This window comes from Gottfriedia luciferensis, from assembly GCF_002156865.1.
Lineage (GTDB): Bacteria > Bacillota > Bacilli > Bacillales > Bacillaceae_G > Gottfriedia > Gottfriedia luciferensis.
The window spans coordinates 1-21,396 of record NZ_NCTA01000029.1 but is presented as its reverse complement, the minus strand read 5'-3'; the positions used below and the strand labels follow the sequence as shown (position 1 = coordinate 21,396).

The window sequence follows — 21,396 nt, the reverse complement described above, 5'->3', positions numbered from 1 at the left end:
AAATAACTTTTAAGTTCTTCTTCCTAAAAAAATAAGGTTTTTACAAGGAGAAACTATCAAAAATTTCCAAAAAAATATTTATTTCAAGAATTTTTGATAAAAAAGTAATGAAAAAGTGTGATTTTTCCCCAATATACCCCATGCAAAACATAGAGTAAACTTTAATTAATTAAGTATTAAGAAAATTATTAATACTCTAATTTAAAAAAATATGTCGGGCAGATAATTCCAAATGAATATGAATTATTTGACTCTTCGGTGGGGGGAAATCATGAAAGATAGAAAAAAGTCTAGTAAGAGGATCAAGCCTACAAAGAAGATGATTTCAATCTTTGCATTAAGTACCATGTTTCTAAATGGTGTATTACCTCAAACTTTAACACATGTAAACGCTGAAACGAAACCAGAACAGAAAAATTTATCAGGAAATGCTTTTAATGCAGAAGAAGTAAATCGTATTCTAGATGGTCTCACTGCTGAACAAAAGGCGAATATTAATAAATTAACTGGAGCAGATTTAGGTCAAAAAATCCACGTTGATCAAAAAGATTTACATGGTTCAAAAAAAGTTAATGTCATTGTTCAATTTAAAGAAGATCCAGCTAAGATACAAATAATAAAGCAATCGTTAGCTAAAGGTGGAGCAACTGCAAATAGTCAATCATTTGCAAGTGAATATTCAGATGCACAACAAAAGGTTAAAGATTCTCATGCAAAATTCAAAAGCTTTATAAACACACAGCCTAAAACTCAAATAGTAGGCGGAAAATCGATTGAAACAGATATAGGCATTACACGTGAGTATACAGATGCGTTTAATGGAGTAGCATTATCGCTTCCTGCAAATTTAGTTAAAAAAGTTGCTGAAAATCCGGAAGTTGCTTCGGTCTGGTCTGAAATAGAATATTCCGTAGCTGAGGATAATACAACTCCAAAAGAATTAGCCACACAATCGGTAGGAAAGCCTACAACAGCTCTTAGTTTATTGGGAATTGACAAACTTCAAGCTGAGGGCAATACGGGGATTATTAAATCTGGTCCACGTGCAGGACAAAGAATTAAAGTTGGTGTATTAGATACTGGAATTGACTACAATCATCCTGACTTAAAAGCGGTATATAAAGGCGGACATGACTTTGTTAATAACGAAGGAGTAAATGCAGATGGAAATGTTAAGTATGTGGATGACCATGATCCAATGGAGACAACTTATGAGGATTGGGTAGCTGCGAAGGACAATCCAGATGTCATTGCTGGACCGCCTCCTTCAGATTATAAACAGTATATTACATCTCATGGAAGTCACGTTTCCGGAACAATTGCTGCGAATACAACAAACAATAATGATGTTTACTCAGCGAATGGTGTAGCCCCAGACGTTGACCTTTATGGATATCGTGTCCTTGGACCAGGTGGTCATGGTACATCAGACTCAGTATTGAATGGTATTGACCAAGCAGTTAAGGATCATATGGATGTCATCAACCTTTCACTTGGTGCTACAATTAATGATCCACTTTATCCCACAAGTGTCGCGATTAACAATGCAACTTTAGCAGGTATTGTGTGTGATGTCGCAGCAGGAAATGCTGGTCCAGGACAAGCTACTGTAGGTTCACCGGGAACTGCCCCATTAGCAATTACTGTTGGTGCAAGTACAATCCCTGAAGAAATTGCAACAATGACTATAAAGAATGGGTCAGATTCTTATAAAGCACGTTTATTCGGTAAAAATTTTTCACAAACAGATGATGCTCTAAAAGGTCAAACAATGCCAATTGTTGACGTTGGATTAGGAAGTGCAGCAGATTATAGCGGAATTGATATGAATGGAAAACTTGCTCTAGTAAAACGTGGAGGAGAGTACCTGAGTACCAAAATGGCAAATGCTAAAAATGCTGGAGCAGCTGGTATGATTATTTGGGATAATACGGAAGATTCAGATTCCCAAGGATATATCCCAACTTTCTTAGGTGTTAGTGTAGATAACGTTTATTCAGTTTCATTGACTCAAGTACAAGGTCAAGCATTGTCAGATGCTATTAAAAAAGATCCAAAATCAGCAACGATTACATTCCCATCGACACTAGATGCCCCAATTAGTAAGATTGGGGATGACTTAGCAGGTTTTAGCTCTACAGGACCGGTTAAAGATTGGACAATCAAGCCAGATGTTGTAGCTCCTGGTGTAGACATTTTTTCAACAGCCCCATATGATATTTGGGAACCGCAGGACAAAGGAACACATGACTATAAAATGGCATACCAAGTTATGTCAGGTACTTCAATGGCAACGCCTCATGTTGCAGGGATCTCAGCTTTGGTTTTAGCTGCTCACCCTGACTATACTCCTGCAGATGTCAAGGCGGCATTAATGAATACAGCTAAAGATATTAACACAGATTCAAAGACTTATAGTGTATATCAAGTAGGTGCTGGACGAGTTGACCCAGTCCGTGCAATTAAAGAGAATGTCAGAATTCAAGTTTTAGATACAGCAACTACAGTTGATCCGGATACTTCAACGCTTCATCAAGTTGATAATTTAACAGGGAGTATGTTCTTCGGATTTAAAGGCAGAGGAGCAGGTGCTACGAACGGTTCGGATGATGTCATTTCATCAAAGGACTTTAACGTAACGAATCTTGGAACAAGCAACAAAACATTTAAAGTAAGCACTGAATTTATTTCAACAAAATTTGCTGCATCAAATAAAGTAGGTACCGGCACAGGAAATGATGTTAAGATTGATTTTTCTACTGGTGGAAAAAACGTGACTTCAATTAATGTTGATGGAGGCAGTAGTGTAAAAGCAACAGCAAAGATTACAGTTCCTTCTAATTCATTAGACGGCACATACGAGGGATATATTCATCTAGTAAATGAAATAGATACTAATGAAACGTATCGCATTCCATTTACAGTTACAGTGGCTGAAAAGGGAATTAGTACTTTCAATGTTGCGATAAAAGCGACCTCATTAGGAAATCTTTCAGCATATAACTTATCTGTAAATAACGAAATGGAGAACTACTATATTGTCGTTAAAGACAAAGATGGAAAATATATCGGCGTAACTAACACATTATCCAATGGTAGTGATTTGATTCCAGGTGTCAAATACGGTCCTAGAATAACACTTTTTAATGGATGGTATCTTCCATTTACAAAGACATATGATGGAACATACGACACTTTAGGCATTTCAGATAAAGTGCAAGTGCTACAAGAAGGTGCATATTCACTTGAAATGATTGCAACTGGTAAAGATGGAAAACGTTATACAGCAGAAGATACGCTCTATGTTGATGCTACACCGCCAACAATGACGATGGATAAAGACTCAAAAGGTGGAATATATGAAATCGATCCGACAGGATACCTACCTGGACAAGAAATTAAAGGATTCTATGGCACAGTTTATGATTCGAATGTAGATGTAATGAAAAATAATGGCGAAACGTCAGTTCCAAGCCCTAAGGATGGCATTACGCCAGTTCCAGTTGATCAAGCTTTGAGTAGAGTAATCGGTTATCAAGATAGTCAATACCCAACAGTTTATTTTAATCCAGATGCAAAAGGTCGTTTTCATTTTGGAGTATCAGCTGAGGATGTATCAAATAGATTAGGTAGTCAATTTGATATTGAACCTTCTGATTATTCAGGTGAAAATGATGGAAGTCTTAACGGACAGACGTATTATTTCATCAAAAAGGGCAATCCATATATTACGGTAACTTCATCTGATGGAGTAGATGCAGGTGGAGGTAATGAAGATAAAGTAGTTGTCGATGCGAATAAACCATTCAAAGCGACAATCGCAACAAAGTATGGAGTAGGAATGACTGGAGGTAAATTTCTGCTGAATACTAATCAGGTATACGAGTTTAGTAATATCCGTCTAACTGATGAATATAAAAACTATCTGATCAGTAAGGGAGTCGATCCTTCTAAAGTACTGACAGTAGGTCAACCATATACACATCCAATCTATCAAGTTGGAAAAACTACAGATGTAACGATTTCTAATATCGGTTCAGCGGGTGCACTTGACCACGATATGCCTATTATAGAAGCAGATGTGACTTATACAAGTACTGATCCGATTACAGGACAATTCCCGTATCAGTTATTGCAAGCTAATTTGACGCTATCGGGCGAAGATACAAAAGTCGCATGGTTCCCGACGAATGTTCCTTATGTACGACAGTATACTTCTCTTATTAGAGGTCGTGTAGCAGCAGAATCTTTTGCAAGAAACAATGTAAACAATAACTATCCTCAATTCACTGTGGATTCAGGAGCGAAAGTTACAGTGACGAATGATAAAGGTAAAAAATTCACGACAGATCAACCGACAGCATTTAATAATACAATTGCTTACACGTTTATCAACCCGTATTATGCTGTGACAGCGGATGTAAGTGACAAACCATATTCAATGGAAGCAAGTGTTCCGGGACATTTCAAAGGATATGCACAAACGCCTGTAATTGGTGAAAATAAATACGGTTATCAATCAGGAACAGTTAAAGATTTACCAGGAATCTTCCCAATTCTATTAGGTGGAGATGTAAATGGTGATAACGTCATCGATATGAAAGATTTGATGAAAGAAATCGATGTGTATTACCAGTATAAAAACCTAAGTAATTTTAACAACCCAGCGAATACACTAGCGAATAAAACGGCATTCTTAAACACGAATCGCGATGCAGATATTTATTGGATTAAGCCATCTGGTTTTGGTTATGGTATTGATTACAATGACTTTTATTTCATCTTTAAAAACTTTGGTAAGAAAAACCAAAGTGCGATTGATGCAGGATTAAATGTACCAACACCTCAAACGACAGTGAATCAAGATACGACAATTACGACTGATTATGGTGGTTCGATCACGTTAAATGCTGGTGACACAGTGCAGCAAATTATACAAAAGCTTAACTTTACGGCTCCAGCTCAAACAATTGCATCAACACCGAAGTTACAGGACTTACAAAATGGAGCAACGATTTCTCTTTCTCCGACAAGCACTGTATTTGTTGATGATGTAGTATGGAGAAATGCAATTACGAAAATCATGCTTGGTTCAACTGATGTCACAGATAAAGTGACAATTACGCCAGCTTATACGTATAATGATGCAAATGGTGTGACACAAACAATGCCATCTAAAATTACGTTCCCAGGTTCTTTATTCCCGACGGCAACGAATTATACGATTACAGTGAAGGCGACAGGTTACCAGGATGTTACTAAAAATTTAACGATATCAGCTGTTCCCATTGCTACGCCTACAATTCCAATCATTACAGATTCAACAGTAGCTCACATCGGGCAGGATTTAACTTTATCCTTCCAAGATGATGCGAAATGGCGAAACGGAATCAACAAAGTGATTGTAACGACAAACAATGGTAAAAGTATAGATATTACGAATTTAATCAATCCAGAAACGAATCAAAAATATTACGACATTAGTAAACCAGGAAAAATCACATTTAATGCAAAAACGTTTATGACGAATTCAACTCTTGATCCGAATAATGGTTCAACATATGGTTCAGCTACGGTAAACCCTGGTGGAACAAGCTACTTGCCACAACTTTATAAATTTACGATTGGATCAACTGGTGCGGATGGTACAGTTTATCCTGAAGTATTCGCAGGTTCAGATCCTACTTACACAGCTCAACAACCTGTAGGATACACGGTTACATTTAACAGCCAAGGTGGATCATCGTTTAACCCAATGGTGATGGGATACAAACCAAGTTCAAGTAGATCAAATGGCCCGAATAGTGAATTAATCTCATCATTTACGCCTGCACCAACAAGACCTGGTTATAAATTCCTTGGATGGTTTAATGAACCTGAAGGTATTACACAATGGTTAAGTGGGACATCTCAATTTTTAACGGCTGACAAAACAGTTTATGCAAAATGGCAAATGAATACGACTCAAAGCTATTCACCGGTTGATAAAGCAAACCCGAATGGATTAAAATTCGACGGAAGTAACGGGTCTGTAAGTGGAATAGGATGGGTACTTGGTGAAGGCGATTTAAAAGTGAACATCCCAGACTATCTAACAAATGTTTCTTGGTTAACAAGTAAAGATAAAATTGCAAAAATTGAAGCGAAATTCTATCTAATGAAGAGCGATGGCTCAACGGAAACGACACCAACTACTTATGCATTAGACCCAAGTACCTATGATTTATCGTCTAATGGAAGTAACGGAATCCTGTCATTTAAAACAGCGACACACGATCAAGCTGTTAAAGCAGGTCAAAATAACTTAGGTGAGAAATACGCCTTTAGTGAAATGCCAAGTTCGACTAATAAGGACGCGCAAAAAGGATACATTTTAACGTTAACTTCGACAACAGGAGAAACGGTTACAATTCCGGATATTCAACTTGGTTATAGACGTCATATTGACTTAAACGGTGGAACGTTGAAAAATGCCAATGATACTTTCTTTGCGGATGCCTTGGTGACTTCGAAGGTAAGTGCACCAAACATGCTAACAGGTGCATCACATGTAATAAAAGGAGATTTGACGATCAGTACAGACCTTTATTTAGACGCAGCAGGTTCTAGTGATAAGAAGTCTGATATTACAACAAATCCAAAAGTCCTAACCGATAACTCAATTTTCTATCTATGTTGGATTAAAGTACCTCCAACTGTAAATAAAGATACTGTTGGAAACACAGTTGGTAGCGATATTACGTTAACATTTAACGATGATGGAACATGGAAAAATAATATCAAGGCTGTTCAAATAGGCGCAAAAACACTAGAGTTAAATAAGGATTATACGATCACGAATAATAATATTACCCTAAATTCTACACTTTTCACAAACGGGCAAAAGTTCAATGTTACGATAGTTTCAGAAGGTTATAAAGATGTCGTTGTAACAGACCAGGTAGTTGGTTATACGGTAAGTTTTGAGTCAAATGGTGGAGATCCAGTTCCAGCTCAAATTGTTGACAGAAATGCGACAAAACCAATTGACCCAACTAAAGTAGGGTATAAGTTCTATGGTTGGTATACGGACCAAAATTTAACAGTACCATTTGATTTTGACAACATAATAACAAAACCAATCACTCTTTATGCGAAATACGCGTTAGCTGGTTCTGTAGTAACAGCAGATACAACAGACAATGCATTAGGTAACGATATGACATTAGAGTTCACTGACAAAGAGTGGGCAAATGCAATTACTGGCATCACCATTAATGGGCTTGCAGTAGACGTATCAAAATACAATGTGGATAAAGAAAATCGTATGATTATATTAGATAAGAGTCTATTCTCAAGAGTGAGAGATTATACGGTTACGATTAAGGCTAAAGAATATGCAGATGTGACGTTAGTGCAAAAAGTGGTAAATGGATATAATGTACATTTCGTTCTTCCAAGTGATGCGCCATCTGCAGTAAAGGATGCAACAAAGGATCAAATTGTAGTAAGAAGGATTACAGCACCGACTGTAAATGGCTATGATTTGACTTGGTTCGCCGATGAAGCACGTACGATTCCATGGGATTTTACGAGCTCAATCTATTCAGAAAAAACACTTTATGGAAAATGGGCAGTTCATCAGTTCACAGTAGTATTTAACAAGCAAGATGGAAGCCTAGTAGAAACTAAGAAAGTAGATTTTAACACGACAATGACAGCACCTACAGCACCTACGAGAACTGGATACACTTTTGTTGGATGGTATAAAGATGCTGCAGGTAAAACACCATGGAATTTTGTTACAGATAAAGTAACAACAGATATAGAGTTATTTGCTAAGTGGAACATTAACTCGTACACAGTTAAATTTGATAGCCTAGGTGGAAGTGCAGTAGATGCTATAAAAGCAAACTATAACACAATGATTTCTCAGCCATCTGTACCAACAAGAACAGGTTATACTTTTGCAGGATGGTATAAGGATGCTGCGGGGCAAACACCATGGGATTTTGCTACTGATAAAGTAACGAATGACATAACAATCTACGCAAAATGGACTCTAAACAGACCGAACGTTAACCAAATTGATGATAATGATCCAAAGATTTCGGGATCAACTTTAGCAAATGCAACAATTACTGTAAAAATCAATAATGTTGTAATTGCAACAGGAAAAGCTGATTCGAAAGGGAAATTTAGTATCCAAATAAAACAACAAAAAGCAGGTACAGAGTTATCAATCTACGCAAAGGATTCAACCGGAAATGAAAGTTCTGCATCAAAGGTCAAAGTTTTAGAACATACACCACCAAAAGGACCAAATATTTATATAATGGATGATAATGATTCAAAGTAATTTGGTTTATTCAGGGAAATGCAAACAATTTTTCATTAAAATGTAAATTACAAATAACATATTAAACTGCTTTAGATAAGTTCAATTAAACCCCAAAATATAAAAGACAAGAATACAGATAAATTAGTATTCTTGTCTTCTTTTTTTTGACTTGAGATCTGTTATAAAAATGATTTTAATTAAATATAAAACTTATTGTTACGCATTTCGAAGTTAGATATGATAATAATATGAATGAAAAGATTTTTTTAAATCACTACAATTAAGTCGACTATAGTTTTCTTTAAGGAGAAGTTGAAAAAATGAATTTTGAGCAAATGGAACATATAGTCTGTGCGGCAAAAGAAATGTCAATCACGAAAGCAGCGGAAAAATTATTTATCTCTCCTTCTGGAATGAGTCAATCAATTACACAATTGGAAAATGAGCTTGGTATTAAAATCTTTAATCGTTCTAAGCAAGGTGTTATACCAACTTTTGAAGGAGAAATTGTTATATCAAAAGCAATTACTTTATTAAGTACAATTAAAGAGCTTAATAAAGAAATAGATGAAATAAAAAATAGAAGCGACACCCATTTGAAAATTTTAACAGCACCAACCTTTTCTTCTATTCTTCAGGAAACGATGGTTAAGTACAATTCGAAAAAAAATGATGTTACTTTTGAAGTAGTTGAAGAAAATCCTACTAATATGATTCAGAATTTCAGTAAACTAGATTATGATTTTGCTCTTATACCTAGTACAATCAAAGAATTAAAAAAAGAAAAATTTATAAGATTTGAACATTTATATAAAGGACATATTTGTATTGCAGTAGGCAAGAAATCACCATTTTACTCTTATGAAACTGTATCACCTAGTGAACTAATTAATGCAAAAATCGTTATGTATAAAAACTCAGATTATAAGACTTTGCAAAAAATATCGAAAATGAACCCTAAAAATGTAGTTCTTAAAACAAATAGAAGTAGCTTGCTTTATGAGCTTGTTAAAGAAAGCCAGGCTATTTTATATTTACATAATTTTTCAATTAGAAATCGTCCAATGGTCTTAAATGGCGACATTAAAATTATTCCTCTAAAGGAAGATACGTTTTTCGAGCTAGATTTTTGGTTGATATATTTACAATCAAAAAATAGATCGTCACTTGCAATAGAATTTATTGAAGAATTAAAAAATCAGTTTAAAAATAATATTTAAAAAAGATAGTGAAGCCAGTAAATGAATCTGACTACACTATCTTTTTTTATTTTTCAAGCTGCCCCTAACAGGGAAATCTTCCTCTATTATTTAAGTTACAGTTGAAAAGATGCCTGATTAGCCAATCTGGGCATTTTTTTTGTTTTTAAAACATAAATTTCTAAAGAATTTCATATTAATTAAAATTTATAAATCATATAAGAAATCAAAAAGTAATTGATTACTAGACACATAATATTAGGAGGTTTACAGAAAGTCTTACGTATATGTTTTTCAAAGTAAGGAGATGAAAAAACATTATGCATATAATTGGGAAAGGAATTCCTCGAAAAGAGTCTTTCGAAAAAGTTACGGGGCACGCTAAATATACAGCCGATTATGAAACGAATGAAATGCTCCATGCAAGATTGGTCACCAGCCCATATGCGCATGCAATTATAAGAGATATTGATGTATCTGAAACTCAAAATATCCCAGGAATTCGTAAAATCATACTTGGAGATAACCTACCTTTAGTAGGGGAAGGGTTAAAAGACCGTTATCCAATCGCTTTTGATCGTGTACGATTTTATGGTGAAGTAGTCGCAATTGTTGTCGCAAATAATCCATCTGAAGCACAAAAAGGTGCTGATGCGATAAAAATCCATTATGAATTACTTCCAGTTGTTAATTCACCATCGGAAGCTCTAAAGCCAGATGCAACGCTTCTTCATCCAAATCTTGGTGAGTATAAAAAATCAGAAGGTGTTTATCCAGAGCCAGGTACAAATATTGCCACAAAAATTAAAATTCGTAAAGGTGATAAAGACAAGGGATGGGAAGAAAGTGAAGTAGTGGTGGATGAAAGTTTTGCATTTAGACCGTCTGATCATGCCGCGATGGAGACTAGATGCTCGTTTGCTCAAATACATCAAAACGGCACAGTTGAAATTACAACATCCTCTCAAGCTCCATTTATGGTTAAGAAATTAATCGCTGACTATTTCGGAATTAAACCTGGTAAAGTCATTGTAAATACTCCATTTGTAGGTGGAGGCTATGGTGGTAAAGGAGCAATTCAATTAGAGTTACTTGCATATATTGCATCTAATGCTGTAGATGGTAGATTAGTAAAGATATTAAATACTCGGGAAGATGATATGCTGTCGTCTCCTGGACATATTGGTCTTGAATCAAATGTAAAACTTGGTAGTACAAATGAAGGAATCATAAAAGTTGCAGAAATTAATTATTTTTGGGATGGCGGAGCTTATGCTGATAAATCAATTGATTTGACTCGGGCAGGGGCAGTTGATTGTACGGGACCATATAATATAGAAAATATTTGGTGCGATTCGTATTGTATGTATACAAATCATACGTATCCAGCTCCTTTTAGAGGATTTAGTCATTCAGAAGTGCATTTTGCTTTTGAAAGAGCAATGGATGTTCTGGCAAAAAAATTGAATATGGACCCTCTCGAGCTTCGAGAGCTAAACGCAATTATGCCTGGGGATCAAACACCTACACAAGTTGTATTAAATTCAAGCACAGTCGGAAATCTACCGAAATGTATTGAGAAATTAAAAGGGTTAATGAATTGGCAGGAAGGTCAAATGATTGATTTAGGCAATAATAAACTTAGGGTGAAAGGGATTAGCTGTTCCTGGAAAACCTCGACAATTACACCAAATGCAAGCTCTGGTGTTATATTAATCTACAATCCTGACGGTAGTATCAATTTGATTTCCGGAGTTGTAGAAATTGGAACAGGTACAAAAACAATTCTTGCACAAATGTTAGCTGAAGTTCTAAAAATGGATGTCAACGATATTCATGTTCAAATGAAAATCAATACGTTAAATACTCCTGAACATTGGAAAACCGTAGCGAGTAGAGGAACCTTTATGGCAGGAAGAGCCTTACTAGCCGCTGCTCAAGATTTAATCAATCAAATAAAAAATATAGCTTCATGTGTATTGCGTGCTCCTGTTGAAGACTTGGATGTTGGATATGGAAAGGTATTTATAAAGAGTGAACCTGATAAATATATCCCCATAAAGGATATAGCTTACGGTTACACGTTTCCAAATGGTAATTCAATTGGAGGGCAAATAATCGGAAGAGGACATTACATTCTAACTGGCTTGACGTATATAAACCGAGAAACGGGAGCTGGCAAACCAGGACCTGAATGGACAGTATGTGCGCATGGTGTAGAAATTGAAATTGATACAAAAACATATACTTATAGAATTGTAAAAGCTGTATCAGTAGTTGATATTGGAAAAGTATTAAATGAAAAGACTGCAGTTGGACAGGTAAAAGGTGCGATGAGTATGGGGCTATCGTTTGCTGCTAGAGAAACTTTTTATTTTGATACAATGGGCAGAGTTTTAAATCCGCAATTACGAACCTATCGACCGATTCGCTTTGGGGAGCACCCTAAATATGAAGTAGCATTTGTCGAAACTCCACAAATCGATGCCCCATTTGGTGCTAGGGGAGCAGGAGAGCACGGTTTACTTGGTATGCCAGCCGCTCTTGGAAATTGTCTCTCAACTGCACTATCTGCAAACGTTAACTATTTACCACTGATTCCAGAACTATTATGGAAAGTAAAAGAAGGTGGGATCTAGATTGTTATCTTCTAATATAGAATACTATAAACCAATGACGATTAAAGAAGCATTGGAACTTTTTTATTTCTTTAGGAATCAAAATAAGAAACCTATGTATTATGCTGGTGGAACAGAAATTTTAACACTTGGTCGCTTAAATATAATTGATCCTGACATCATTATCGATATAAAAGAGATCAAAGAGTGCAATTTATTTGAATTTAATCAGGACTACTTATTATCAGGTGCGGCACTTACACTTACTTATATTGAAGAAAAGAACTTATTCCCTTTGTTAACAAATACCTCCATGGAAATCGCCGACCACACCGCAAGAAATAAAATAACACTTGGTGGGAATGTATGTGGTCAAATTTTTTACCGTGAAGCGGTTTTACCATTTCTACTTTGCGATAGTCAGGTAATTGTGGCTGGTATAAATGGAATACAAACTTCTCCAATTGAGCAAATATTTCATCAAACGTTTCAATTTGAAGAAGGGCAATTTCTTATTCAATTTTTAACAGAGAAACAATATTGTTCTCTACCATTTATAAGCATAAAAAAACGTCAGCAATGGGATACAGGTTATCCATTACTAACGATTGCTTCGATTAAAGTGGAAAATCAATTGCGTTTTGCTTTTAGCGGCCTATGTGCTTACCCATTTCGTTCGAAACAAATGGAATCAGAATTAAACAATTCCAGTTTGACGATTGAAGAAAGAATCCAAAATGCACTACAGTTTATTCCTGGTGAAGTGCTCAATGATGTCGAAGGATCAAATGAATACCGCTTGTTTGTATTAAGAAATACACTCGAAGAGATTATTTTAGAAATGGAGGTAAGGTGATGGACCAGTCTCCAATAAAAAAAATAAGTGTTACATTAAATATTAACGAAGAAAATCGTCAAGTTGAAATACGTCCGGCTGACACACTTCTTTATGTTCTTAGAAATAAGCTTGGTCTAACGGGAGCAAAGCCAGGATGTTTAAATGGAGATTGTGGTGCTTGTTCAGTAGTTGTAAATGATACTATATATAAGTCATGTATTATGCTTGCCATAGAGGCAGTTGATCAAAAAATCACGACAATTGAAGGATTAAAAGACTCGCCAATTCAAAAAGCATTTGTTGAACATTTTGCATTTCAATGTGGTTATTGTACACCTGGTTTTATTATGAATTGCCATGCCTTATTATTGAAACATCCTCAACCAACCTTTGAGATTATGAAAGAATGGCTTTCTTCGAATATTTGTAGATGCACTTGCTATGAAGAAATTGAAGAAGCTGTTTTATCTGTTATTGAACAAAGTGAAAATACAAATGAAATAAGTTAAGAAGAAGTAATAGAGTCACTCGGTTTACGTTGAGTAAAGAAGAAAATAAATGTTATTACTGAAATAGCCATCAGAAAAATTTGAGTATCAGTAGGTCTAACTGTAGGGATATCAGTTAAAGACATTCTCATCATTCCTTTATTTTTTACTAAAGAATAGTGGATCAATTTCAAAGTGTTTCGATACAATTTTTTTAAAAAATTTATAGCCTTTTTTTAGAAATGGTAGTGTCGGTTCACTAACTGGGGCACCAAATATAGGACCACTAACATTGACGGTAAATCTACTAGGACCAACAACAGAGCTTACAACTCGTACTTCGTCAATTAATAAAAGCACTGCGATGATTATATCGATTACATCTATTAAGGAATTCGTTAATTGATCACCAAATTTACTTTCAACCCGTTCTCTACCAAATAAGGGACCACTTAGAGAAAGACTAAATTCACCTGACGTTACAAATACCCCAATAATAGTAATTTGACCAGTTAGTAATAGTGCAGCAGTTGCAATATTTAATTCCCGTTGAAGAGTAGCGATGACTCTAATTTCTTCCGTAATGGTAGAGTTATTCATTGGATCACACCCTTATGCCTATCTTATTCATAAAAGGCCCAAGTGTGAATAGTTGGCGAGTATAGGGATTAAAAAAGACATTATCATTAATTGACATAAAACTGTAAAAAATTAGATTAAATACAAGTAGACACAATAAAAAGATGCTGCTACACTTACCTGGTTAGCAGCATCTTTCATTTTGACAATAGAATTGGTAAAATATATTGTGACCTTTTTCTTTTAAAATTAAACTAACATAAGTAAAGATTTTCCTAAATAAAAATGAATTGAGAAATGACTTTTAAACATACTTTTTGAAGATTTCTGATTTTATAAAATAGTAGATGATGATTTTTGAAATAAAAGCTTGTTTAACCACTTCCTTATTGGATGTGGTTATGTTTGTATAAAATAAAAGTATAAGAGTTGTCCATTCTACTCAACAAATTAAAAAGAAAGTGAGGGGGTTGTGAGATGGAAGTAAAAAAATATTTTCAAAATGGCACGTTTAGACGCTTAGCGATGATCTTTTGTATCGTACTTGTTTTGATCTTAATTAGGAAAATACTAAACTTAGTATTACTAATTTTCATATTTACTTATTTAATGAATCGAATACATAAATTTATTATGGCTGCGTTAAAAAAGATCATGCCAGTTAACCGGTTGGTTATTGTGTATGTTTTATATTTACTAGTTGTGGCGGCAATTGTTGTAGGGATATATAATTATTTACCAATCGTTTCTTCACAGGTTGTGCAACTGTTGGTTCAAATAAAAGTATTTTATATGAATCCACCAAACGATCCGATTATTAATTACATCGTTACTGCAATTAAGAAAGTTGAAATATCAGGTTATACAGAGCAGGGATTGGATTTTTTATATAAGTATGCGACTAATATTAGTAAATGGGGCATTGAGGTATTAATAGCTCTTGTCTTGAGTTTCTTTTTTCTACTTGAAAAACCTAGAATCGTCGCGTTTACAAAACGATTTGAAAAAAGCAAAGTATCACTTTTTTATCATGAAATGGCATACTTTGGTGAGCGATTCTCTCGTTCTTTTGGTAAAGTAATTGAAGCTCAGTTTCTAATAGCTCTTGTTAATTGTTTTCTTTCTGTTATTGCATTAAAAATAATGGGATTTCCACAATTAATTGGATTAGGATTGTTAATCTTTTTACTAGGTCTTATACCTGTGGCTGGAATGTTTATTTCATTAATTCCACTGTGTACGGTAGCATATACAATCGGTGGAATGTCTCATATCATGTACGTTATATTGATGATATTAGTCTTACATGCACTTGAAAGTTATTTTCTAAATCCAAAGCTAATATCAGCTAAAACAAATTTGCCAGTTTTTTATACATTTCTAATTCTTGTTTTTTCAGAACGCTTTTTCGGAGTATGGGGTCTGATTATCGGAATACCTGTATTTATCTTCTTATTAGATGTTTTAGATGTAAATGAAAACGAAGCTAGTGAAAATGAAGTGAAAGAATAAAATAAAGATGATATCGATCTTTTATGAATCGGTATCATCTATTTTTTTTGAGTTTTAAATTTATTGTTTACTCCTGTACTATATGCCTTCTAGCTTTTCCTGCTCTTCCTGTTCTTTCCTGCCCTTAACAGATTACATAATTTGGAAAAATGAGGGGATGCTATTCAAAAATCTGTTAAAAGTACTTGTCATGAAGTTTAACTAAAAAACAATTTCTGGAGTAGAATCATGTATAAAAAAATAGTTTTAAACGGTTTGACTACGTTACTCACTGTTCTAACGTTTATGATTAGTTCATCAATATTTTGCAAAGCTATCTCTCAAACGATGCCTCCTACAAAATACACAACGAAATCATATTCAAAAATGACTAATCAATTAAATTTTTCAGATAAAAAAGATTTTGGAGATGCACATAGAGGCTTTATCGCACCACTAAATCTCGAGCCAATTAAAAATTCACAAGGGAAAGTGATTTGGGATCAACGTCAATACACATTTATTAAAGAAGGAAAATTTTCACCAATTACTGTTAATCCAAGTTTGTGGAGACAAGCTCAACTTCAAAATACGTCTGGGCTTTATAAGGTTGTTGACGGAGTGTATCAAGTTCGTGGACAAGACATTTCTGTTTTGACGATTGTAGAAGGAAAAACAGGATTAATCGTTTTAGATACTTTAAGTTCTGTTGAGACTGCCAAAGCAGCAATGGAACTTTATTACGCGCATCGTCCTAAAAAACCTGTTAGTGCAATTGTTATTAGTCATAGTCATGCAGATCATTTTGGAGGCGTTAAAGGGATTATACAATATGCAGCAAATCCTAAAAATGTCCAGATTATCGTTCCAACTAATTTTACGAAAGAAGTATTTAGTGAAAACGTCTTATTAGGAAACATCATGTCTCGACGTGCTGGCTATATGTTTGGAAGTCTCTTACCTATAAATAAGCACGGGTTTGTGACTGCAGGCGTAGGTCCCGGACTTAGTACAGGTACAATTAGCTTTCTTCCACCAACTATTGAAATCAAGGATCCAATCCAATCAATGGAAATTGATGGAATCAAGTTTAAATTTTTATTAACATTAAACACGGAAGCTCCTTCAGAAATGCACTTCTATCTATATGATTTCAAAACTTTATTCGTTGCGGAAAACACAGGCCATACAATGCACAATTTATATACACTCAGAGGAGCAAAAACAAGAGATACTTCTGACTGGGTGAAAGCACTAGATAATACGATTGATCTATTTGGAAAAGAAGAAATCAAAGCGATGGCGACAGCTCACAGCTGGCCGACATGGGGGAAGGATCGAGTGTTAGAACATCTTTCGAAACAACGCGATTTATACAAGTTTATACATGATCAAACCATTCGATTAGCAAATCATGGTTACACAGCAGATGAAATAGCAGAACAAATACAACTTCCAAAAAGTCTAGACCGTTATTGGGCGAATAGGGGCTATTACGGAAATTTAAAACAAAATGCTAAAGCAGTTTATAATTTTTACTTAGGCTATTTTAATGGGAATCCATCAGACTTAGATCCTCTACCACAGGAGGAAACCGGGGCTAAAACGATTCAATACATGGGTGGGGAGAAAAATGTATTGAAGCAAGCGAAAGTTGACTTTTCAAAAGGAGAATATCGCTGGGTGGCACAAGTATTAAAAAATGTGGTGATGACGAATCCTAGTAATAAAGAAGCAAAGGACTTACTTGCTAGGGCATATGAACAATTAGGGTATCAAGCGGAATCTGCTGTTTGGCGTAATTTTTATTTAACAGGTGCACAAGAGTTAAGAAAAGGCGTTGTAAAAAATAAGTCGAAGGAAGCTCATACGGTTAACCTCGAAACACTTTTAAGTATGCCGATAAATGATTTTTTAGATTATACTTCAATTAAATTAAATGGACCAAAAGCGGAGGGGAAAACTTTTACATTTAATGTGAATTTTACTGACATGAAAACAAACTATTCAGTAGAGGTAAGAAACTCTGTTTTAAACTATAAACCAAACACGGTAATTGAGAAGCCTGATGCAACAGTAACTTTAAATAAAGTAACTTTTTATTTAATCGTTCTTGGAAGAATAGATTTTGAAAAAGCAGTAGAAAATGGAAAAGTATTCGTTGAAGGTAATCAAGATAAATTTGAAGAGATGGTAACCTTATTTGATCAATTTGATCCTTGGGTGAATATCGTGACTCCATAAAAGAAATGGAAGTTTTTTTGGGGGAGTTAGACTCCGAAAATTTTTTTGTTCATTCATAAATTGGAAAAAATTTGAAAATCGTAGGTACCATGCTACGAAATCAACAGTTAAAGTTGTTTCATTTTAAAAGAAAATGAAATTATTTTTTATTTTTTTTATGTAGTTGAATTTTTTATGTGGATGAATACTTCATCCACTTTTGTTTTATTTTCCACTTCACAAAACTAATAATGATTCGTTATAATGTAAAAATATGCAATGCTATTTGAAAATACTATTCTTGTATTACTCTAAATAGTCTAAATTGTAAAAAAATTACTTCTATTTTTCGTCAAATTATGATAGTTTTAATTAAGTGCATCTCACTAATGAGAGTAAAAAAAATGAAAACGCTATCACTTACTAGATTCTAAGAAAAATTTATGATTAATCGATTGGCAATTTAGAGAAGGGAGGATTTACATCTTTACATCGTCCAAGATTCAGGATTAGTATAAAAATAGGTAGTTTAGATTATGACTTGCCACAAGTCGCCAAATTTATGTGATTTTTAGATTAGTAGTGTAATGAATTAATCGAAAATAAAAGCAGTCTTTTTCGTAATAGGGGAAATTTCAATTCAAACATAAAAGAGGTGTATTCATGCAAAATACGAGCCGTAAAAATGATTTTATTCAAAGTTCTGCTCCTAAAAAAGAGCATTTAGAGAGAAAACTTAAGACAAGACATTTAACAATGATCGCGATGGGTGGTACGATTGGAACTGGACTTTTCTTAGCAAGTGGAGCAACGATTCATGATGCAGGTCCAGGTGGAGCCCTTGCTGCTTATTTAATTGCGGGAATCATGGTTTATTTCTTAATGACAAGCTTAGCTGAAATGGCGACTTATATTCCAATTTCAGGTTCTTTTAGCACATATACGGCAAGATTTGTTGATCCTGCACTAGGTTTTGCAGTTGGTTGGAACTATTGGTACAACAATGCAATTATTCTCGCTTTAGAGTTATCAGCTTCGGCATTGATAATGAAATATTGGTTCCCACATACTCCAGGTATCATGTGGAGTGCTATATTCCTTTTCCTAATTTTTGGATTAAACGTTCTATCTGTAAAAGGATATGGAGAGTCAGAATTTTGGTTTTCGATTATTAAAGTAGCTACAATTATTATCTTTATCGTAATTGGTTTATTAATGATTTTTGGTATTATGAACGGTCATACTGGCGGTTTTGATAACTTTACAAAAGGCGAAGCACCATTTAAAGGCGGATTGATGTCAATCTTTAGCGTATTTATGATTGTTGGATTCGCTTTCCAAGGAACTGAAATGGTTGGGGTTACTGCAGGGGAAAGTGAAGATCCAGAAAAAAATATCCCGAAAGCAATTAAACAAATCTTTTGGCGTATTTTATTATTCTACGTTTTAGCGATTTTCGTAATCGGTTGTTTAATTAGCTATAAAGATCCAAACCTATTAGGTGGAGATCTTGAAAATATTGCGATTAGTCCTTTTACATTAGTATTTAAACATGCTGGACTAGCATTCGCAGCTGCGGCAATGAATTCAGTTATTCTTACTTCAGTATTATCTGCTGGAAACTCAAGTTTATACGTTGGTTCTCGTGTATTATGGGTATTAGCAGAAGAAGGTAAAGCACCAAAATTCTTAAAAAAAGTTAACAAAGGTGGCGTTCCAATCAATGCGTTAATCGCTACTACACTAATCGGAATGCTTTGTTTCTTAACTTCATTCTTCGGTGACGGAACGGTTTATAATTGGTTACTAAACGCAGCAGGATTAGCAGGTTATCTTTCTTGGTTAGGTATCTCTGTTACTCACTATCGATTCCGTAAAGCATATCGTGCACAAGGAAGAAAATTAAAGGATTTACCATATTTAGCGAAATGGTTCCCATTTGGTCCAATCTTAGCAACTGTTTTATGTTTAGTAGCAATGTTAGGAACAAATTACCAAGCATTTATTGGAAATCATGTTGATTGGTATGGCATTGCAGTTTCTTATATTGGACTACCTTTATTTATCCTTGGCTATATTGGCTATAAAGTAGTCAAGAAAACAAAAATGGTTCCTTTAGAAGAAGCAGATTTTAGCAGAGAATAAGAATATAAATAATGTAAGCTCAATCTATGTATAACATGGATTGAGCTTTTTTATTTTTTATATTTCAGGACTTTTCATGTATTTTTTTACAGAATTTAGGAAAATTAAGAATGTAATTTTTTGTACGAAAGGAGAAATTAATATGAATCAGTCATTAACAGAGCTTGAATTAGAGAATCTTCGTCATTTAATCGGAGGGCATGGTACGATCGTTAACAAATTAGAAGCATATGCAGAGCAATGCACAGATCCTGAATTGAAAGCACTTTTACAAAGAGATGCTCAATCTGCAAGACAATCAAAAGAACAATTATTAAATTTTTTAGGATAAGGGGAGTTTTTCTATGTTTCAAGATAAAGATATGGTTAGTGATTATCTAGCAGGACTAAATGCAAGTTTAACGGCTTACGCTGGTTTTATTAATGAGTCTAATAACTCTGAGTTACGTCAACAATTAATCCAATTACGCAATCAAGATGAAGCCCGTCAGCGTACAGTATATAACTATGCACTTGAAAAAGGGTACTACAAGCCAGCAGCACCGGCTTCGCCCGATGTAATCCAACAGTTTAAATCAGAATTAACTTCTAATCAGTAAATAGATTTTTTGAGATCTTGTTTCAAAACAAAAAGGCATTTGAATTAAGAATGCTTCAGACTGTTGACAAACTCGATGAAAATCGAGAATGCCGACAGTCTTTTTTGTTTTAGACTCTGTTAACGATTTCCGTAACAGGATGCTCGCATTCTTAAGAGCAGGAACAATGAAGGAGGATCAAGGAGAAAGAGCCCACAAGGGGTTTGGAAAAAAACGTTCCGAATCTTTGCAGACAATCTGTGGTAGGAATAACTCGTTTTAAATATCCATGATACGATAATTAAAACAATCTGTTCATGAAGGTTAATAAGATGAAATTTTTGTAAAGGTTTACTATTTTATTAGTAATTCTAGTAATCACTTGGACAGTGAAAACAACATTGTATGATTTGAATACCTCCGGAAAAGATGGAAAAGCTTACGTTTGTGGTACAAAATTGTACGGTGCAAATGTGTGGAACAAGCAGTAGGTTATAATAAATCTGTTAATTATATTTCTATAGAGGAGTAGGATGAATAAATCGAATGTAATTGGTTTGATATAGCATACCAACTTGGAATAATAGTATTAGTAATTACAATTTTCGCATTTGTCATTAGGGAAGTAAGAAAAAATAAAACGAAAAGGTAAAGAACGAATTTAAGCCATTAATTAACTGTGAAAAGCTGATAATCTTACTTATTAAGGTAAGGCTCCTATAATGTTAATTTTGAATTTTTTCAATACACATATTTGAAAAAGATTTTATGCAATTTAAAGACATAAATTGGAGTGGAAGGTGGGAGAACTAAAAAGCAGGTAGAGCAGGCAAGGCAGGGGAAGAAGGGGAAAACAGATTGATAGGAATACTAAAAGGAAATTAATAAAATTCTCTAAAGTCTTTTAATCTCTTTTC

General features: G+C 34.5%; 12 protein-coding genes. 10 read left to right on the top strand and 2 right to left on the bottom strand.

The window, feature by feature from the left end:
* Positions 1 to 271 precede the first annotated feature (271 nt).
* The 5 genes from B7R67_RS16525 to B7R67_RS16505 all read left to right on the top strand — a co-directional run bounded on the left by B7R67_RS16525 (position 272) and on the right by B7R67_RS16505 (position 13,484).
* A complete protein-coding gene (locus B7R67_RS16525) occupies positions 272 to 8,338 on the top strand; it encodes an InlB B-repeat-containing protein (RefSeq protein ID WP_158095137.1) in 8,067 nt (2,688 codons plus the stop codon).
* A gap of 302 nt (positions 8,339 to 8,640) precedes the next feature.
* Entirely contained in the window at positions 8,641 to 9,540 is a 900-nt protein-coding gene (locus B7R67_RS16520) for a LysR family transcriptional regulator (protein ID WP_088072090.1), read from the top strand.
* Positions 9,541 to 9,839: 299 nt separating this feature from the next.
* Positions 9,840 to 12,158 (top strand): xanthine dehydrogenase family protein molybdopterin-binding subunit, encoded by a 2,319-nt coding sequence (locus tag B7R67_RS16515; RefSeq protein ID WP_088072089.1) that lies wholly within the window; start codon positions 9,840 to 9,842, stop codon positions 12,156 to 12,158.
* A gap of 1 nt (position 12,159) precedes the next feature.
* Positions 12,160 to 12,993 carry an FAD binding domain-containing protein gene (locus B7R67_RS16510; RefSeq protein ID WP_088072088.1) on the top strand — a complete coding sequence of 278 codons (834 nt, stop codon included), beginning with the start codon at positions 12,160 to 12,162 and terminating at the stop codon, positions 12,991 to 12,993.
* The gene (locus B7R67_RS16505; RefSeq protein ID WP_088072087.1) at positions 12,993 to 13,484 is read left to right on the top strand and encodes a (2Fe-2S)-binding protein; all 492 of its coding nucleotides are present in this window, start codon (positions 12,993 to 12,995) and stop codon (positions 13,482 to 13,484) included. Before B7R67_RS16510 ends, B7R67_RS16505 begins: the two co-directional genes overlap by 1 nt.
* On the opposite strand, the gene B7R67_RS22685 is transcribed toward B7R67_RS16505, so the two are convergent.
* Both B7R67_RS22685 and B7R67_RS16500 read right to left on the bottom strand, forming a co-directional pair.
* Entirely contained in the window at positions 13,481 to 13,609 is a 129-nt protein-coding gene (locus B7R67_RS22685; RefSeq protein WP_268876040.1) for a hypothetical protein, read from the bottom strand. The two genes, B7R67_RS16505 and B7R67_RS22685, sit on opposite strands and share 4 nt — an antisense overlap.
* Before the next feature lie 13 nt (positions 13,610 to 13,622).
* Positions 13,623 to 14,063 carry a hypothetical protein gene (locus B7R67_RS16500; RefSeq protein ID WP_088072086.1) on the bottom strand — a complete coding sequence of 147 codons (441 nt, stop codon included), beginning with the start codon at positions 14,061 to 14,063 and terminating at the stop codon, positions 13,623 to 13,625.
* Positions 14,064 to 14,519: 456 nt separating this feature from the next.
* Here B7R67_RS16500 and B7R67_RS16495 point away from each other — a divergent pair, with 456 nt between their 5' ends.
* The 5 genes from B7R67_RS16495 (at position 14,520) to B7R67_RS16475 (ending at position 20,500) form a co-directional block, all read left to right on the top strand.
* A complete protein-coding gene (locus B7R67_RS16495; protein ID WP_088072085.1) occupies positions 14,520 to 15,554 on the top strand; it encodes an AI-2E family transporter in 1,035 nt (344 codons plus the stop codon).
* Between the two features lie 228 nt (positions 15,555 to 15,782).
* Positions 15,783 to 17,777, top strand: coding sequence for an alkyl/aryl-sulfatase (locus B7R67_RS16490; protein WP_088072084.1), 1,995 nt, complete (start codon positions 15,783 to 15,785; stop codon positions 17,775 to 17,777).
* Between the two features lie 642 nt (positions 17,778 to 18,419).
* Positions 18,420 to 19,901 carry an amino acid permease gene (locus B7R67_RS16485; RefSeq protein ID WP_088072083.1) on the top strand — a complete coding sequence of 494 codons (1,482 nt, stop codon included), beginning with the start codon at positions 18,420 to 18,422 and terminating at the stop codon, positions 19,899 to 19,901.
* Positions 19,902 to 20,043: 142 nt separating this feature from the next.
* Positions 20,044 to 20,232 carry a hypothetical protein gene (locus B7R67_RS16480; protein WP_088072082.1) on the top strand — a complete coding sequence of 63 codons (189 nt, stop codon included), beginning with the start codon at positions 20,044 to 20,046 and terminating at the stop codon, positions 20,230 to 20,232.
* Between the two features lie 13 nt (positions 20,233 to 20,245).
* A complete protein-coding gene (locus tag B7R67_RS16475) occupies positions 20,246 to 20,500 on the top strand; it encodes a spore coat protein (protein ID WP_088072081.1) in 255 nt (84 codons plus the stop codon).
* Positions 20,501 to 21,396: the final 896 nt, after the last annotated feature.

Bases quoted from the DNA above. Each gene is read 5' to 3' on its own strand.
- B7R67_RS16525 (WP_158095137.1), top strand. From the start codon at position 272: ATGAAAGATAGAAAAAAGTCTAGTAAGAGGATCAAGCCTACAAAGAAG.
- B7R67_RS16520 (WP_088072090.1), top strand. From the start codon at position 8,641: ATGAATTTTGAGCAAATGGAACATATAGTCTGTGCGGCAAAAGAAATG.
- B7R67_RS16515 (WP_088072089.1), top strand. From the start codon at position 9,840: ATGCATATAATTGGGAAAGGAATTCCTCGAAAAGAGTCTTTCGAAAAA.
- B7R67_RS16505 (WP_088072087.1), top strand. From the start codon at position 12,993: ATGGACCAGTCTCCAATAAAAAAAATAAGTGTTACATTAAATATTAAC.
- B7R67_RS22685 (WP_268876040.1), bottom strand. From the start codon at position 13,609: ATGTCTTTAACTGATATCCCTACAGTTAGACCTACTGATACTCAAATT.
- B7R67_RS16500 (WP_088072086.1), bottom strand. From the start codon at position 14,063: ATGAATAACTCTACCATTACGGAAGAAATTAGAGTCATCGCTACTCTT.
- B7R67_RS16495 (WP_088072085.1), top strand. From the start codon at position 14,520: ATGGAAGTAAAAAAATATTTTCAAAATGGCACGTTTAGACGCTTAGCG.
- B7R67_RS16490 (WP_088072084.1), top strand. From the start codon at position 15,783: ATGTATAAAAAAATAGTTTTAAACGGTTTGACTACGTTACTCACTGTT.
- B7R67_RS16485 (WP_088072083.1), top strand. From the start codon at position 18,420: ATGCAAAATACGAGCCGTAAAAATGATTTTATTCAAAGTTCTGCTCCT.
- B7R67_RS16480 (WP_088072082.1), top strand. From the start codon at position 20,044: ATGAATCAGTCATTAACAGAGCTTGAATTAGAGAATCTTCGTCATTTA.
- B7R67_RS16475 (WP_088072081.1), top strand. From the start codon at position 20,246: ATGTTTCAAGATAAAGATATGGTTAGTGATTATCTAGCAGGACTAAAT.